Origin of the sequence: Streptomyces cinnamoneus (genome assembly GCF_002939475.1) — a bacterium.
GTDB classification, from domain to species: Bacteria; Actinomycetota; Actinomycetes; order Streptomycetales; family Streptomycetaceae; genus Streptomyces; species Streptomyces cinnamoneus_A.
The window spans coordinates 6,287,351-6,302,144 of the sequence record NZ_PKFQ01000001.1; the positions used below are offsets into that span (position 1 = coordinate 6,287,351).

Below are 14,794 nucleotides of genomic sequence, written 5' to 3' on the forward strand. Positions count from 1 at the left end.
GCGGTGCGTCGCGGGGCAGCAGGTCGACTACCGGGGAGGAACCGGCGTTGCACATCCAGGAGTGGCTCGAGACAGTACCGGCGATAGCCGTCTACCTCCTGGTGGGCGGGGTCATCGGGCTGGAGAGCCTGGGCATCCCGCTTCCCGGCGAGATCGTGCTCGTCAGCGCCACGCTGCTCGCCGCCACCCAGGACCACATCAACCCCTACGTGCTGGGCGCCTGCGCGATCACCGGCGCCGTGGTCGGCGACTCGATCGGCTACCTGATCGGCCGCAAGGGCGGCAAGCCCCTGCTCGCCTGGCTCGGCCGGAAGTTCCCCAAGCACTTCGGCCCCCACCACGTGGCCACCGCCGAGCGCTCCTTCCAGAAGTGGGGCATGTGGGCGGTCTTCGTCGGCCGCTTCATCGCCCTGCTGCGCATCTTCGCCGGCCCGCTGGCGGGCGTGCTGCGGATGCCGTACTGGAAGTTCCTGATCGCCAACGTGCTCGGCGGCATCGTCTGGGCCGGCGGTACCGTCGCGGTCATCTACTCCGTGGGCAAGGTCGCCGAGGAGTGGCTGAAGAAGTTCTCCTGGCTCGGCCTCGTCGCCGCCCTGCTCTTCGGTCTGGGCTCGTTCGTCGTGATGCGGATCAAGGCCAAGAAGGCCGCGGCCGCCCAGGACGCCGAGGAGAAGGCCGCCCGGCCCGAGAACGAGGCCGTCGCCGCCGAGTAGGCGACACGGCGCCCCTCATGAGAACGGCCCCCGGTGCCCACCGGGGGCCGTTCTCATGTGATCTTGACCCCAGCAGGACCGTTCCGCGGACGGCTTTCGCATAGCGTGCCCCTGGACGGAGCTGGTGCGCGGCGTGAGGAGACGGCGATGACGGAGCGGGCGCTGATCGCGGGCGTGGGCGGCAAGGAGCCGGAGATCGACCTGGAGGCGTTCACCGCGCCGACGTCCGTCGTGGTCGGCGACGTCACCCTGGCCGCCGGCGTGAGCGTCTGGTACCACGCGGTGCTGCGCGCCGACTGCGGGCCGATCACGCTCGGTGCCGACAGCAACGTTCAGGACAACTGCACCGTGCACGTCGACCCCGGCTACCCGGTCACGGTCGGCGAGCGGGTGACGGTCGGGCACAACGCGGTCCTGCACGGCTGCACCGTCGAGGACGACGTCCTGGTCGGCATGGGCGCGACCGTCCTCAACGGCGCCGTGATCGGGGCCGGTTCGCTGGTCGCGGCCCAGGCGCTCGTGCCCCAGGGGATGGTGGTGCCGCCCGGCTCGCTGGTCGCCGGGGTGCCGGCCAAGGTCCGCCGGGAGCTCACCGCCGAGGAGCGCGAGCACATCCAGGTCAACGCCGCGATGTACGTCGGGCTGGCGAAGGCCCACCGCGAGGCGCTGGACGGCTAGCGGGCTCAGCCCGTCGCCAGCAGCACCGTGCCCACCAGGGCCAGGCCCGCCCCGGCCGCCTGGACCGCGCGCAGCTTCTCGCGCAGCACGCCGCGCGCGGCCAGCGCCGTGACCACGGGGTAGAGCGAGGCGAGGACGGCCGCGACGGTCACCGGGCCGTTGTGGGCCGCCACGCTGTACGTGCCGTTGGCGGCCACGTCCGCGAGGCCGACGAAGGCCAGCGCGGGCAGCGCCGAGCGGACCGTGCCCCACCCCTCGGGCGGCAGCACCGCGGCCCCGCGGCGCGCGGACACGTAGAGGCTGCCCGCGCCGACCACCACGTTGCACAGCCGCTGCACGAACAGGGCCAGGAACAGGCCGGTCACGTTGTGCGAGGCCTCGGAGATCAGCGCCATCACCGAACCGAAGCCGAAGGCCGCCACGAGCGTGAGCACCAGGGTCTGCCGCTGCACGGGCGCGCCGCCCAGCCCCGGGCCGCTCGCCAGGACGACACCGGCCACGGCCACCGCGATGCCCGCGAACTGCAGGATGCCGGGGCGCTCGCCGAGGACCAGACCCACGCCCAGCGGCACGGCGACGCCGCCGAGCGCGCCGAGCGGGGAGACGACGCCCATGGGGCCGAGGGCGAGGGCCTTGTAGAAGGCGAGCATCGCCGCCGGGCCGACCACGCCCGCGGCGACCGCGTACCAGAGCTGGGGCCCGGCCTCCGACCAGCCACCCGTGGCCACGACGACCGCCCCCAGCGCGCCCACGGCCAGCAACTGCGAGACCAGGACCACGGTCAGGGCGGGCATGCGCCGTGTGAGCAGCCCGCCGCCGAAGTCGGCCAGCCCCCACATGAGGCTGGTGGCCAGGGCGAAGACCGGTGTCATGGGGAAGACCTCGCAGTACAGTGTGGTGAACAGTGACCCCGGACACCGTAGTACATGGTGCTGAACTTCTTTAAACAATATTTTGGACGGGACGGATCGTGACGGACCTCGACCAGCTCACGCAGTCGCTCGCCCGCAACCTCAAGCGCTGGCGCAACGAGCGCAACTTCACCCTCGACGCCCTGGCGGCCCGCTCCGGCGTCAGCCGAGGGATGATCATCCAGATCGAGCAGGCCCGCACGAACCCCAGCGTCGGCACCACCGTCAAGCTCGCCGACGCGCTCGGCGTCAGCATCACCACCCTCCTCGACTATGAGCAGGGCACGCGCGTGCGGCTCGTATCGCCGGAGCAGGTGGTGCGCATGTGGTCCACCGAGGCCGGCAGCCACACCTCCCTGCTCGTGGGCGCCGACGCGCGGGGTCCGCTGGAGCTGTGGGAGTGGCGGCTCGTGCCCGGCGACAGCAGCGCCTCGGACCCCCACCCGCCGGGCACGGTCGAGATGCTGCGCGTGACCGCCGGTGAACTCACGCTCGTGGTCGACGGGGAGGAGCACCGGCTCGCCGCCGGCACCTCCGCGACCTTCGACGCGGACGTGCCGCACACCTACCGCAACGACGGCGACCGGCCCGTGGAGATGACCATGGTCGTCGCCGTGCCCCCCGCCCGCTGAACGGCGGCCCGCGGCCTCAGCCGGGGCTGACGGTCCCCGCCCACCGGGACACGTCGAGCGACAGGGCCGTCGAGTGCTCGGCGAAGCCCAGGCTCCGGTACAGCGCCTCGGCTTCCTCCGTGGCGTGCAGGTCCACCCGCGTGACGCCGCGCGCCGCGAACAGCTCCAGCAGGGCCTCGGTCGTCGCCCGCGCGAAGCCGCGGCCGCGGTAGCGGGGGTCCGTGCACACGGTGAAGACGAACCCGAACCGCCCCGTGGGGTGCCCCGGCGCCGGCAGCCGCTCCTCGATCCGCCCCAGCGAGCACGCGGCCAGATGCGGGCCGCCCGCCGCCGGATCGCCGTCGACGACGAACCCGCACAGCCCCGGCCGGCTCGTGTCCGCGAGCTGCCGGCGGGCGATCTCCTCGGCGGTGCGCTCCCAGTCCCCGGGGCTGTCCTCTCCGCTCATCGCGGCGAACATCAGCCGGCGCAGCCGGACGATCTCGGATGCGTCCCCGGGGCGGGCCGGGCGTGTGATGATCATGAACGGACGCTAACGCACGCCCGCCGCGGGGCGGCGGTCAGACCCGGCGCGCCAGCCGGGGGATCTCGATGGCCGGGCAGCGGTCCATCACCATCAGCGCTCCGGCGGCGCGCGTCCGGTCGTAGGCGTCCTCGTCGATCACGCCCAGCTGGAACCAGACCGCCTTCGCGCCGATCCGCACGGCCTCGTCCGCGACCGGGCCGGCCAGCTCGGACCGGACGAAGACGTCGACGACGTCGACGGGGAAGGGGATCTCCGCCAGCGAGGCGTACCCCCGCTCCCCGAGCACCGTCTCGGCTTTCGGATGCACGGGCACGACGCGCTTGCCGTGCCGCTGGAGGAACTCGGCGACGCCGTGCGCGGCGCGCTGCCGGTTGGACGACAGCCCCACGACCGCCCAGGTGTCGCCCGTGCCTTCGATGATCTTCCGGATGATCCCCGGTTCTGCGTACATGCCCGCTCAACGAGCGGGCCCACGCGAGCATTCCCAAGATCCGCGGCATCTCCGAGGGAGGCGGACCGCCGCCGCCCGGACCGGGCGGCGCCGGTGCGCGAGGTGCTCAATTAGGCTTGCGGGATGCAGGACGAGTACCGGACGGTCGAGCACGAGGGCGTGCACGAGATAGAGATCAGCAGATCGCGCTTCATCTGCGCCCTCGCCCCGGCCGCCACCGAGGAAGAGGCCCAGGCCTTCGTCGCGTGCGTCCGCAAGGAGCACCCCACCGCCCGCCACCACTGCTGGGCCTACGTCATCGGTGCCGACGGATCCGTCCAGAAGGCCAGCGACGACGGCGAACCGGGCGGCACCGCGGGCGTGCCCATGCTGCAGATGCTCGTCCGGCGCGAGACGCGTTACGTCGTCGCCGTCGTCACGCGCTACTTCGGCGGCGTCAAGCTCGGCGCGGGCGGGCTCATCCGCGCCTACGGCGGCGTCGTCGGCGAGGCCCTCGACACCCTCGGCACCGTGACCCGCAGGCGCTTCAGGCTGGCGACGGTCGGCATCGACCACCAGCGCGCCGGAAAGCTGGAGAACGAACTGCGCGCCACCGGCCGCGCGGTGCGCGAGGTGACCTACGGCGCGGACGTCAGCATCGAGATCGGCCTGCCCGAGGCCGACGTCGCGGCGTTCCGCGCCTGGCTCGCGGACACCACGGCGGGAGCGGCCCGCTTCGAACTGGGCGGCGAGGCGTACGGGGACGCCACGTGACGGCCGAGGGACCCGGCGCCGGTGCCGCGGGCCGCACCCGACGAGACGACGAAGACCTGCTGCGGGGAGCGGACCGTTGAGGATCCTGCACACCTCGGACTGGCACCTGGGCCGGTCCTTCCACCGCGTCGGCCTGCTCGGGGCGCAGCGCGACTTCCTCGACCACCTGGTCCGCACCGTGCGCGAGGCGCGCGTCGACGCCGTGCTCGTCGCCGGCGACGTCTACGACCGCGCCGTGCCGCCGCTGTCCGCCGTCGAGCTGTTCGACGAGGCCCTCCACCGGCTCGCCGACCTCGGCGTGCCCACCGTCATGATCTCCGGCAACCACGACTCGGCGCGGCGGCTCGGCGTGGGCGCCGGCCTCATCGAGCGGGCCGGCATCCATCTGCGCACCGACCCCGCCGGGTGCGGCACGCCCGTCCTGCTCGCCGACGAGCACGGCGACGTCGCCCTCTACGGGCTGCCCTACCTCGAACCCGCCCTCGTCCGGGAGGAACTGGGAGCCACCGCGGCCGGGCACACCGCCGTGCTCGAAGCCGCCATGGGCCGGGTGCGCGCCGACCTCGCCGGCCGGGCCCCCGGCACCCGGTCCGTCGTGCTCGCCCACGCCTTCGTCGCCGGCGGCGCCTCCAGCGACAGCGAGCGCGACATCACCGTCGGCGGCGTCGCCGCCGTACCGCCCGAACTCTTCGCCGGCGTCGACTACGTCGCCCTCGGGCACCTGCACGGCTGTCAGACCATCACCGAGCGCGTGCGCTACTCCGGCTCCCCCCTCGCCTACTCCTTCTCCGAAGCCGACCACCGCAAGACGATGTGGCTGGTGGAACTCGGCGCGGACGGCTCCCTGACCGCCGAGCGCGTCGACTGCCCCGTGCCGCGCCCGCTCGCGCGCCTCAGGGGCCCGCTGGAGGACCTCCTGGCCGACCCCCGCCTCGAACGGCACGAGGACGCCTGGGTGGAGGCCACCCTCACCGACCCCGTGCGCCCCCAGGAGCCCATGGCCCGCCTCGTCCGGCGCTTCCCCCACACCGTCAGCCTCGTCTTCGACCCCGACCGGGCCCCCGAGGACCCGCTCGCCTCCTACGCCCAGCGGCTGCGCGGCCGCACCGACCAGCAGATCGCCGAGGACTTCGTGGCCCACGTACGCGGCGGACAGGGACCCGACGACGCCGAGCGGACCGTGCTCACCGCGGCGCTCGACGCCGTACGGCTCGACGAGACCGTCCGGGAGGTGGCCGGGTGAGGCTCCACCGGCTCACCGTCACCGCCTTCGGGCCCTTCGGCGGCACCGAGCACGTCGACTTCGACGAGCTGTCGGCCGGCGGGCTCTTCCTGCTGCACGGACCCACCGGCGCCGGCAAGACCTCCGTCCTCGACGCGGTCTGCTACGCCCTCTACAACGAGGTCCCCGGCACCCGCCAGGGCAGCGGCCTGACCCTGCGCAGCGACCACGCCGAGGCGGGGACACCCACCGAGGTGGTGCTCGAACTCACCGTCGCCGGACGCCGGCTGGAGATCACCCGGCGCCCCGAGCAGCTCCGCCCCAAGAAGCGGGGCGCCGGCTTCACCAAGGAGAAGCCCCACAGCGCGCTGCGCGAGCGGCCCCCCGGGGGCGACTGGAAGGGACTCAGCCGCTCCCACCAGGAGATCGGCGAGGAGATCAGGCAACTGCTCGGCATGAGCCGCGAGCAGTTCTGCCAGGTCGTCCTGCTGCCGCAGGGCGACTTCGCCCGCTTCCTGCGCGCCGAGGACACCGCACGCGGCAAGCTGCTGCGCAGCCTCTTCGGCACCGGCCGCTTCCTGGCGGTGGAGGAACGGCTCGCGGAGCTGCGCCGCGAGGCGGAGGCACAGGTGCGGGAGGGCGACGAGCGGCTGCTGCGGCTCGGCCACCGGATGCGGCAGGCCGCGGCCGACCCCACGCTGCCGGAGGTCGGGGTGCCGGCACCGGCGACGGCGACCCCGGCGGCGACCGGGCGCGGCACCGAGGCGGCCCGTACCGCCGGCGGCGTCCCGCGGACCGCCCGCGGCCGTGCGACCGTGCCCGGCCCCCGCGCCGCCGAGCCGCCGCTCGCGCCGGGCGACCCGGGACTGGCCGAGGCCGTGCTGGAGTGGGCCGCCCTGGCCCGCACCGGAGCGCGCGAACGGCAGACCGTCGCCGAGGCCGCCGTCGCCGCCGCGGAACAGGTCCACCGCGCCGCGCACGACCACGCCGACGAGGTGCGGGAACTGGCCCGCTCGCAGCGCCGGCACGCCGAGGCGGAGCAGCGCGCGGCGGCCCTGCGGGAGCGGCGCCCCGAGCACGACGAGGTACGGCGGCGCCTGGAGCGGGCCCTGGCCGCCGAGGCCGTCGCCCCCGCACTGGAACTGCGCGACAAGGCCGAAGCCGGGCTGCTCGCCGCCGCCGCGGCCGAGCGACGGACCCGCCAGGCGCTCCCGGACGCCCACCGCGACGGTGACGCCGGGCACCTGGCCGCCGCCGAGCACGCCCTCCGCGAGGAGCTCGGCGCGCTGACCGCCGCCCGCCGGGCCGAGGCCCGGGCCGCCGGCCTCGTCCGCGACCTCGCGGAGCTGGGGCGGGCGGCCGGCGCCGACGAGGAGGTGCTGGCCGAGACCGGCGAGTGGCTCGACGCGTGGGAGACCACGCGCCGCGACCACCGGCAGCGCATCGACGCCGCCCAGGAGGCGGTGGGGCTCGCCGAGCGGCTCGGCGGGCAGCTGGAACCGGCCCGGCGCAGGCTCCAGGCCGCGCGCCGCCGTGACGAGCTCGCCCGCGAGGTCACCGGTGCCGAGACCCGCCTCCTCGCCGCCCGCGAGGACGCGGCCGCGGCCCGCGAGCACTGGCTCGGGCTCAAGGACCGCCGGCTGCGCGGGATGGCCGCGGAGCTCGCGGCGGGGCTGACCGCCGGGGAGCCGTGCGCGGTCTGCGGTGCGGCCGAGCACCCCGCCCCCGCCCGCCCGGCCGCCGGCCACGTGGACCCGGCGGCCGAGGAGGCCGCCCTCCAGGCCCACCAGCGGGCCGAGGCCGTCCGCGAGGAGGCGGCCGGCCGCCTGCGGTCCCTCCGAGAGGCCCGCGACGTCGCGACCGCCGAGGCGGGACCGGCGGCCGTGGACGAACTGGCCCGCGACGTGGCCGAGGTGGAGCGCTCCCTGGCCGCGGCCCGGGACGCCTCCGCCGGTCTGCACGAGGCCCGGCAGGCCCTCGCCGCCGCCGAGGCCGAGTGCGAGCGGCGCCGCGCCGCGCAGGAGGAGGCGCGGCTGCGCGTCGCGGCCCGCTCCTCCCGGCGGGAGCAGCTCGCACGCGAACTGCGCGCGCTGGAGGAGGAACTGGAGCAGGCCCGCGGGGGAGAGGAGAGCGTCGCCCGCAGGGCCGCCCGGCTGGAGGAGCGGCTGGTGCTCCTCGCCGGGGCGGCCGAGGCCGCACGGGAGGCCGGGCGGGCGGCGGACCGTCTCAAGGAGGCCGACGCGCAGCTCGCCGACGCGGCGTACCGCGCCGGCTTCGACACCCCCGCGCTGGCCGCCGAGGCCCTGCTGAGCGCCGTCGAGAGGCGGGGACTGCAGGAGCGGCTCGACCGCTGGCGCAGCGAGGAGGCGGCGGTCGCCGCGGAGCTCGCCGACCGGGCCCTCACCGAGGCCGCCGCCCGGCCGCCCGCCGATCCGCAGGCCGCGCAGGCGGCCGCCGACGCGGCGACGGGCGCCCTGCGCCGGGCCTCCGCCGAGGAGGCCACGGCCCGCTCCCGCTGCGAGGACCTCGACCGGCTGTCCGCCGAGGCGGAGGCCGACGCCCGCCGGCTCGCCCCGCTGCGCGCCGAGCACCACCGGGTGGCCGAGCTCTCCTGGCTCGCCGCCGGCACCTCCGCCCGCAACGAGCGCAAGATGCGCCTGGAGTCCTACGTCCTGGCCGCACGGCTGGAGCAGGTCGCCGCCGCGGCGACGGCCCGCCTCCAGCGGATGTCGGCCGGCCGCTACACCCTCGTGCACTCCGACGCCAGGACCTCGGGCCGCGGCCGCTCCGGGCTCGGCCTGCACGTCGTCGACTCCTGGACCGGGCGGGAGCGCGACACCGCCACGCTCTCCGGCGGCGAGACCTTCTTCGCCTCGCTCGCCCTCGCCCTCGGCCTCGCCGACGTGGTCACCCAGGAGGCGGGCGGCACCCGTCTGGACACGCTCTTCATCGACGAGGGCTTCGGCAGCCTCGACGAGCAGACCCTGGACGAGGTCCTGGACGTGCTGGACTCCCTGCGCGAGCGCGACCGCAGCGTCGGCATCGTCAGCCACGTCGCCGACCTGCGCCGGCGCATCCCCGCGCAGCTCCAGGTCGTCAAGGAGCGGTCCGGCTCGGCTGTGCGGCACCGGACGGCGGTGACGTCCGGCTGAACGCCCGGCGGGGGAGCGGCGAGGAGTAGACCACGCTCGTGGTCACCGAGCCGAGGGCGCCGATCCGGCCCGCCACCTCCTCCAGGTGGCGCATGGAACGGGCCGAGACCTTGATGACGAAGCAGTCGTCGCCGGTGACGTGGTGCGCCTCCAGGATCTCGGGCGTCGAGGCCAGCAGGTCGTGGAAGGGCTTGTAGTTCCCGTTGGGGTAGCGAAGGCGCACGAACGCGAGCACCGGCATCCCCAGCTTCTCGGGGTCCACGACGGCCGTGTACCCGCCGATGATCCCGGCCTCCTCCAGCCGCCGCACCCGCTCGGTGACGGCGCTTGAGGACATGTTCACGGCACGGGCGAGCTCGGCGTAGCCCGCCCGGCCGTTGCGCTGGAGGGCGTCGAGGATGCGCCAGTCGGTGGCGTCGGGGGAATAGCCGGTCATGGCCGATGTCTAGCAGTGGAATCCCCTGTTCGGCAAGGGTTTTGCCGTGGATCCGGCATTCAACGCCGTGATCAAGGACCGTAGATTTTCGGGCATGACAGCAACGGCTTCCGCCCCCTCCGCCCCCCTGGCCCCGGCCGCTCCCAGCCCCGTCCTGGCCGTGCCGCCGGCCGCGCCCGAGGCCGCCGCGGCCTACTTCGCCGCCCGCCTCGCCTTCCACACCGACGTCGCCGACGTCCACGCCGCCCTCGCCGCCGGCACGGCGGACTTCGTGGTCGTCGACTCGCGCTCCACCGCGTCGTGGGACCAGGGTCACATCCCGGGCGCCGTCCACCTGCCCACCGCCCAGATCCCGGAGCTGGCGGCCCGGGTCCTCGACCCGGCCGTCCCCGTGGTCGTCCACTGCTGGGGTCCCGGCTGCGACGGCGCCACCCGCGCGGCCCTCGCCCTCGCCCGCCTCGGCTACCGCGTCAAGGAGATGCTCGGCGGCATCGAGTACTGGATCCGCGAGGGCTACGCCGTCGAGACCTGGGAGGGCCGCCGGCAGTCGCCCCCCGACCCGCTGACCGCCCCCGTGGACGCCGACGACTGCGGATGCTGAGCCGGCGCCCATCGGCTAGAGCGCCGACAGCTCCGCCACCAGGTCGTCCAGGCCCAGGGACCCCAGGGACAGGGCGGCCATGTGCCAGGCCTTGGCGTCGAACGCGTCGCCGTGGGCCGCGCGGGCCGCTTCCCGCCCCGCCAGCCAGGCGCGTTCGCCGAGCTTGTAGCCGATCGCCTGGGCCGGCATGCCCAGGTAGCGCACCAGCTCGCTCTCGACGTAGTCGGCCGGACGGCCGCTGTGCAGGCCGAAGAACTCCTGGGCCAGCTCCGGCGTCCAGCGCTCCCCGGGGTGGAAGGGCGAGTGCGCGGGGATCTCCAGCTCCAGGTGCATGCCGATGTCGATGATCACGCGCGTGGCGCGCATCATCTGGGCGTCGAGATAGCCGAGCCGGCGCTCGGGGTCGGTGAGGAAGCCCAGCTCGTCCATCAGCCGCTCCGCGTAGAGCGCCCAGCCCTCGCAGTTGGCGCTGACGATGCCGACGCCGGCCTGGTAGCGGGAGAGCCGGTCGGCGACGTGCATCCACTGGGCCAGCTGGAGGTGATGGCCGGGAACGCCCTCGTGGTACCAGGTGGACACCAGGTCGTAGACGGGGAAGCGGGTCTGGCCCATGGTCGGCAGCCAGGTGCGGCCGGGGCGGGAGAAGTCCTCCGACGGCTCGGTGTAGTACGGGGCCGCCGCGCCGCCCGCCGGGGCGATGTGGGACTCGACACGCTTGACGCGCTCGGCCAGTTCGAAGTGGGTGCCGTCCAACGCCTCGATCGAGTCGTCCATCAGCTTCTGCAGCCAGACCCGCACCTCCTCCACGCCCTCGATGTGCTCTCCGTGGACGTCGAGGTGGGCCAGCGCCTCCCACGGCGTCGCGGCGCCGGGCAGGATCTTCTCGGCCTCGGTGCGCATCTCGCCGATGAGCCGGTGGTATTCGGACCAGCCGTAGGCGTAGGCCTCCCGCAGGTCGAGGTCCGTGCCGTTCCAGTAGCGGGACCAGAGCGCGTACCGCTCACGGCCGACGACGTCGGGCGCCCCCTCGACGGCCGGGGCGTAGACGTCGCGCAGCCAGTCGCGCAGCGCCACCAGGGCACCCCGGGCGGCGGCGGCGCCGGCGTCGAGCCCGGCGCGCAGCTCCTGCGGGCCCTGCGCGGTGAAGTCGCCGAACCAGCCGTTGCCCGTGCCGATCCACTCCCCCAACTGGACGAGGACGGTGGCCACCTGGCGCGGGCCGGCGGGCAGCTTCTTCTCCAGGCCCTCGGCCAGCGAGGCCCGATAGCCCTCCAGGGCGGCGGGGACGGCGTGCAGCCGGTCGGTGATCGCCGACCAGTCCTCGGCGGTCTCCGTCGGCATGAGGGCGAAGACCTCGCGCACCGAGTGCAGCGGCGACTCCATGTTGCTTACCGCGCGCAGGTGCTCGTCGGCCTCGTGCACCGCGAGCCGTGCGGTCAGCCGCTCGCGCAACAGCCGGGCGCAGCGCCGCTCGTCGGCACTGTCGGCGCCCGGCCGCCGCTCGGCCTCGGTGAGCGCCGCCAGGGTCGCCCGGGCCAGGTCGGCCACGGCCCGCTCCCCGGCGGGGGAGTAGTCCGGCAGGCGCCGCGCGCACTCCGCGATCCCCAGGAAGGTACCGGTGATGGGGTCGAGTCGGACGTAGGCGTCGACGTAGGAGTCGGCGACCTGTCGGGGCAGCGGGGCGCTGGTCGTGTTCGGCATGCGCCCATCCTGGTACGCGGGAACGCGGCCGTCACCGCATTTTCGGGATCAACTGTCCAGAACGCGCCATGTCGTTCCGGTCGTGACGGGAGGGACGGGGCGGGCCCCCGTGAGCCGGGCGGTGACGACGAGGGTGCCGCCCTCGATCTGGTAGTCGAGCGGCAGGCCGAGGGCGCGCATGGCGGCGACCATGCCGGTGTTGGACGAGGTGGTCACGGCGTAGACGCTCTCGCAGCCCGCGTCACCGGCCAGGGCCACGAGGCGGCCCAGCAGTTCGCCGCCGATGCCGCGCCGCTGCCACTCGTCCTCGACCAGCAGGGCTGCCTCGGTCTCGTCGCCGTCCCACAGCAGGTGTCCGAGGGCGACGAGCCGGCCGGAGGCGGTGTACGCGGCGAGGGTGCGGCCGAAGCGCGGGCTCAGCAGGTGGCGCAGATAGCGGTCGGCGTCGCCGACCGGCCCGTGGTAGCGCAGGGCGAGCGTGGCCGGCGAGCAGCGGTCGTGCATCTCGCGGGCGGCGCCGAGGTCGCCGAGGTCGGCACGGCGCACGGTGATGTCGTTGCCCTCGGGCAGCGTGAGCACGTCGCTGCGCGGCGGCACCCGGGGGCCCAGCCGCGCGTCCAGCTCGACCAGGGCGCGGGCCCGGGCGAACTCGGTGGGGGTGAAGGGCAGGTGCGGGCGCTCGACGGTGATCGATCCGCCGGAGGGGTCCCGCAGCCGCATCACCGTCTCCTCCAGCAGCCCGTCCTCGGGTACGGGCGCGTTGGCGCCGCCGCCGCGGGGGGAGCGGGCCGGCACCGAGTGGATGGTGCAGCGGCCCAGCAACTGCCGGAGTGCCAGGGGCAGCTCCGCCGCGTCCAGCGCGGTGCGAGTGGCGAGGTTCAGCACCCGGGTGGGGGCGTCGACCAGGTCGTGGGCGTCGGCCCGCTCCAGCCAGGTCTCCCGGCCGCCCCCGCTGCCGGCGGCGCCCGTGAGCACGCCCGGCGCCAGCGTGGCGGGGGCGCGCAGCAGTAGTTCGTCGACCGTGCCGTCGGCCAGCGGATGCGTCTGGAGGGCGAGGATGTCGACGCCGTGGCCGGCCAGGGCCAGGCACAGCGTGGCGAGGCTGCCCGGCTCGTCGCGCACCGTCGTGCGCATCCGCCACAGGGCCGTCTCGCCCGTCCCGCCCGCGGCGGGGCCGGCGCCCGGTGCGGTGGCCGGGGGCACGGCGGGGGCGGGGGCGGTGGGGCGGTGGCGCCCGGACCACCAGGTGTGGAAGCCGGCGGTGCCCAGCAGGGCCGCGGCCGACGCGACCAGCAGGGTCGGGCCGTCCGGGCCGTGGGCGACGGTGTTCGCGACGGCGTCGGCCGTGGCGACCGCGGTGAACAGAGCCGCCAGTTCCACCAGGTCGCGGCGCCAGTGGTGGTGCCGGGGGGAGCGAGGGTGCCGGGGGGCGTTCTGCGCGGACGTCTCGTCGGTCATGCCGCCACCATGACGGAACGGTGTTGCGTGATCACGAACGTCCTGTGTCCGATGAGTAAAGGACGCTTCTGTTCGCTTCTGTTCCGACGTGGGGTATTCCTCTGGCGTTCGCCGGGGCGGCGGAACGCATCCGAGAACCGGCCCGGGCCTCTCCTAGTCCTTGAGCGCCCTCAGCGCGTCCTCCACGCCCCGGTGGAAGGTGGGATAGGCGTAGATCATGTGCCGGAGCGTCTCGACGGGCACCTGCCCCTGCACGGCGACCGCCAGCCCGTACACCACCTCGCCGCCCATGGGCCCCGCCGCCGTGGCCCCGACCAGCACGCCCCGCCCGGTGTCCTCGACGAGTTTCACCAGGCCCTCGTTGCCGGCCTTGTGGATCCAGCCGCGGGCCGACGCCGGCACCCGCGCCAGCCCCGTCCGCACGCGCAGCCCCTTGCCCCGGGCCTGTTCCTCGGTCAGCCCCACCGCGCCCACCTCGGGATCGGTGAAGGTCACCCGTGGCAGGGCGCGGTAGTCGGCGTCCGGGACCGGCTCGCCCAGCACGGTCCGGGCCACGATCTCCGCCTCGTACATCGCCACGTGCGTGAAGGCCCCGTGCCCGGTCACGTCGCCGACGGCCCACAGCCCGGGCGCCACCCGCAGCCTGCCGTCCGTCCTCAGGGCCCGGTCCGCCGGATCCAGGCCCACGGTCTCCAGGCCGAGGCCGGTGAAGTCCGTCCGGCGGCCCGTGGCGACCAGGAGCTGATCCCCTGTCAGCTCCGTGTCGTCCTCCAGCACCACCGTGAACGCGTCCCCCTCGTGCCGCACGCGGGCCGCCCGCGCCCCCGTCCGCACGGTCAGCCCCTCGCGGGCCAGCACCTCGGCCACCAGCTCGCCCGCCTCCGGCTCCTCGGCCGGGATCAGCCGGTCCATCGCCTCGACGACGGTCACGTCGGTGCCGAAGCGGGCGAAGGCCTGGGAGAGCTCCACGCCGATGGCGCCACCGCCGAGGACCAGCAGGGACCGCGGCGGCTCCTTCGCGGCGACCGCGTCCCGGTTGGTCCAGTACGGCACCTCCTTGAGCCCCGGGACCGGGGGGATCTGGGGCTTGGTGCCCGTCGCGACGACGATCGCGTGCCGGGCCTCGAAGACGCCGCCGTCGGGGCCGTCCACCTCCACCCGGCCGGGCCCGGCCAGCCGGCCGCGCCCGCGCACCAGCCGGCCGCCCTTGTCGGCGAAGCGGTCGGCGGCCGCCGCGTCGTTCCAGTCGTCGGTGGCCTCCTCGCGGATGCGGGAGGCCACCGGTGCCCAGTCGGCGGCGACCCGCGCCGCGCCGGCCATGCCGGGCACGCGCCGCGCCTCCGCCAGCAGGTTCCCGGCGCGGATCATCATCTTGCTCGGCACGCAGGCCCAGTACGGGCACTCGCCGCCGACCAGCTCGGCCTCCACACCCACCACGTTCAGCCCGGCCTCGGCCAGCCGCCCCGCCACGTGTTCGCCGCCCGGACCCATGCCGATGACGACGACATCCACCTGCTCGGCCACAGCACCGCACCTTCCTGACGAGGGACCGGACTGCCA

14 protein-coding genes are annotated in these 14,794 nt (G+C 75.1%); 7 read left to right on the forward strand and 7 right to left on the reverse strand.

What is annotated here, in order from left to right; all coding sequences use genetic code 11:
• Positions 1-47: 47 nt before the first annotated feature.
• Both CYQ11_RS27600 and CYQ11_RS27605 read left to right on the forward strand, forming a co-directional pair.
• Positions 48-713, forward strand: coding sequence for a DedA family protein (locus tag CYQ11_RS27600; RefSeq protein ID WP_099198368.1), 666 nt, complete (start codon positions 48-50; stop codon positions 711-713).
• A gap of 147 nt (positions 714-860) precedes the next feature.
• Entirely contained in the window at positions 861-1,391 is a 531-nt protein-coding gene (locus CYQ11_RS27605; RefSeq protein WP_099198369.1) for a gamma carbonic anhydrase family protein, read from the forward strand.
• Between the two features lie 5 nt (positions 1,392-1,396).
• Here the strand turns inward: CYQ11_RS27605 and CYQ11_RS27610 are convergent, their stop codons facing one another.
• Positions 1,397-2,263: a DMT family transporter gene (locus tag CYQ11_RS27610; RefSeq protein ID WP_099198370.1), complete on the reverse strand. Its 867-nt coding sequence runs from the start codon at positions 2,261-2,263 to the stop codon at positions 1,397-1,399.
• 98 nt (positions 2,264-2,361) lie between these two features.
• Between CYQ11_RS27610 and CYQ11_RS27615 the strand changes: the two genes are divergently transcribed.
• Positions 2,362-2,934, forward strand: a complete 573-nt coding sequence (locus CYQ11_RS27615; protein ID WP_099198371.1) for a helix-turn-helix domain-containing protein — start codon at positions 2,362-2,364, stop codon at positions 2,932-2,934.
• Positions 2,935-2,950: 16 nt separating this feature from the next.
• Here CYQ11_RS27615 and CYQ11_RS27620 read toward each other — a convergent pair whose 3' ends face one another.
• Positions 2,951-3,457, reverse strand: a complete 507-nt coding sequence (locus CYQ11_RS27620) for a GNAT family N-acetyltransferase (RefSeq protein WP_099198372.1) — start codon at positions 3,455-3,457, stop codon at positions 2,951-2,953.
• 37 nt (positions 3,458-3,494) lie between these two features.
• Positions 3,495-3,911, reverse strand: a complete 417-nt coding sequence (locus CYQ11_RS27625; RefSeq protein ID WP_099198373.1) for a CoA-binding protein — start codon at positions 3,909-3,911, stop codon at positions 3,495-3,497.
• 123 nt (positions 3,912-4,034) lie between these two features.
• Here CYQ11_RS27625 and CYQ11_RS27630 point away from each other — a divergent pair, with 123 nt between their 5' ends.
• From CYQ11_RS27630 to CYQ11_RS27640, 3 genes are all read left to right on the forward strand, one after another.
• Complete coding sequence (locus tag CYQ11_RS27630) at positions 4,035-4,664, forward strand: YigZ family protein (RefSeq protein ID WP_099198374.1); 630 nt, start codon at positions 4,035-4,037, stop codon at positions 4,662-4,664.
• 76 nt (positions 4,665-4,740) lie between these two features.
• Positions 4,741-5,907 (forward strand): exonuclease SbcCD subunit D, encoded by a 1,167-nt coding sequence (locus tag CYQ11_RS27635; protein ID WP_099198375.1) that lies wholly within the window; start codon positions 4,741-4,743, stop codon positions 5,905-5,907.
• Positions 5,904-9,038 (forward strand): AAA family ATPase, encoded by a 3,135-nt coding sequence (locus CYQ11_RS27640; RefSeq protein ID WP_099198376.1) that lies wholly within the window; start codon positions 5,904-5,906, stop codon positions 9,036-9,038. The genes CYQ11_RS27635 and CYQ11_RS27640 overlap by 4 nt, the downstream gene beginning before the upstream one ends.
• Here the strand turns inward: CYQ11_RS27640 and CYQ11_RS27645 are convergent.
• Entirely contained in the window at positions 8,983-9,474 is a 492-nt protein-coding gene (locus CYQ11_RS27645; protein ID WP_099198377.1) for an Lrp/AsnC family transcriptional regulator, read from the reverse strand. The two genes, CYQ11_RS27640 and CYQ11_RS27645, sit on opposite strands and share 56 nt — an antisense overlap.
• A 94-nt stretch (positions 9,475-9,568) precedes the next feature.
• Between CYQ11_RS27645 and CYQ11_RS27650 the strand changes: the two genes are divergently transcribed.
• Complete coding sequence (locus CYQ11_RS27650) at positions 9,569-10,075, forward strand: rhodanese-like domain-containing protein (protein WP_099198378.1); 507 nt, start codon at positions 9,569-9,571, stop codon at positions 10,073-10,075.
• A 15-nt stretch (positions 10,076-10,090) separates the two neighbouring features.
• Here CYQ11_RS27650 and CYQ11_RS27655 read toward each other — a convergent pair whose 3' ends face one another.
• The 3 genes from CYQ11_RS27655 to CYQ11_RS27665 form a co-directional block, all read right to left on the reverse strand.
• Complete coding sequence (locus tag CYQ11_RS27655) at positions 10,091-11,776, reverse strand: DUF885 domain-containing protein (RefSeq protein ID WP_099198379.1); 1,686 nt, start codon at positions 11,774-11,776, stop codon at positions 10,091-10,093.
• Positions 11,777-11,824: 48 nt separating this feature from the next.
• On the reverse strand, positions 11,825-13,234 hold the full coding sequence (locus CYQ11_RS27660) for a GNAT family N-acetyltransferase (protein ID WP_099198380.1): 1,410 nt from the start codon (positions 13,232-13,234) through the stop codon (positions 11,825-11,827).
• Positions 13,235-13,387: 153 nt separating this feature from the next.
• Positions 13,388-14,758, reverse strand: a complete 1,371-nt coding sequence (locus CYQ11_RS27665) for a dihydrolipoyl dehydrogenase family protein (RefSeq protein WP_099198381.1) — start codon at positions 14,756-14,758, stop codon at positions 13,388-13,390.
• Positions 14,759-14,794: the final 36 nt, after the last annotated feature.

Bases quoted from the DNA above. Each gene is read 5' to 3' on its own strand.
- CYQ11_RS27630 (WP_099198374.1), top strand. From the start codon at position 4,035: ATGCAGGACGAGTACCGGACGGTCGAGCACGAGGGCGTGCACGAGATA.
- CYQ11_RS27620 (WP_099198372.1), bottom strand. From the start codon at position 3,457: ATGATCATCACACGCCCGGCCCGCCCCGGGGACGCATCCGAGATCGTC.
- CYQ11_RS27625 (WP_099198373.1), bottom strand. From the start codon at position 3,911: ATGTACGCAGAACCGGGGATCATCCGGAAGATCATCGAAGGCACGGGC.
- CYQ11_RS27650 (WP_099198378.1), top strand. From the start codon at position 9,569: ATGACAGCAACGGCTTCCGCCCCCTCCGCCCCCCTGGCCCCGGCCGCT.
- CYQ11_RS27645 (WP_099198377.1), bottom strand. From the start codon at position 9,474: ATGACCGGCTATTCCCCCGACGCCACCGACTGGCGCATCCTCGACGCC.
- CYQ11_RS27605 (WP_099198369.1), top strand. From the start codon at position 861: ATGACGGAGCGGGCGCTGATCGCGGGCGTGGGCGGCAAGGAGCCGGAG.
- CYQ11_RS27655 (WP_099198379.1), bottom strand. From the start codon at position 11,776: ATGCCGAACACGACCAGCGCCCCGCTGCCCCGACAGGTCGCCGACTCC.
- CYQ11_RS27610 (WP_099198370.1), bottom strand. From the start codon at position 2,263: ATGACACCGGTCTTCGCCCTGGCCACCAGCCTCATGTGGGGGCTGGCC.
- CYQ11_RS27660 (WP_099198380.1), bottom strand. From the start codon at position 13,234: ATGACCGACGAGACGTCCGCGCAGAACGCCCCCCGGCACCCTCGCTCC.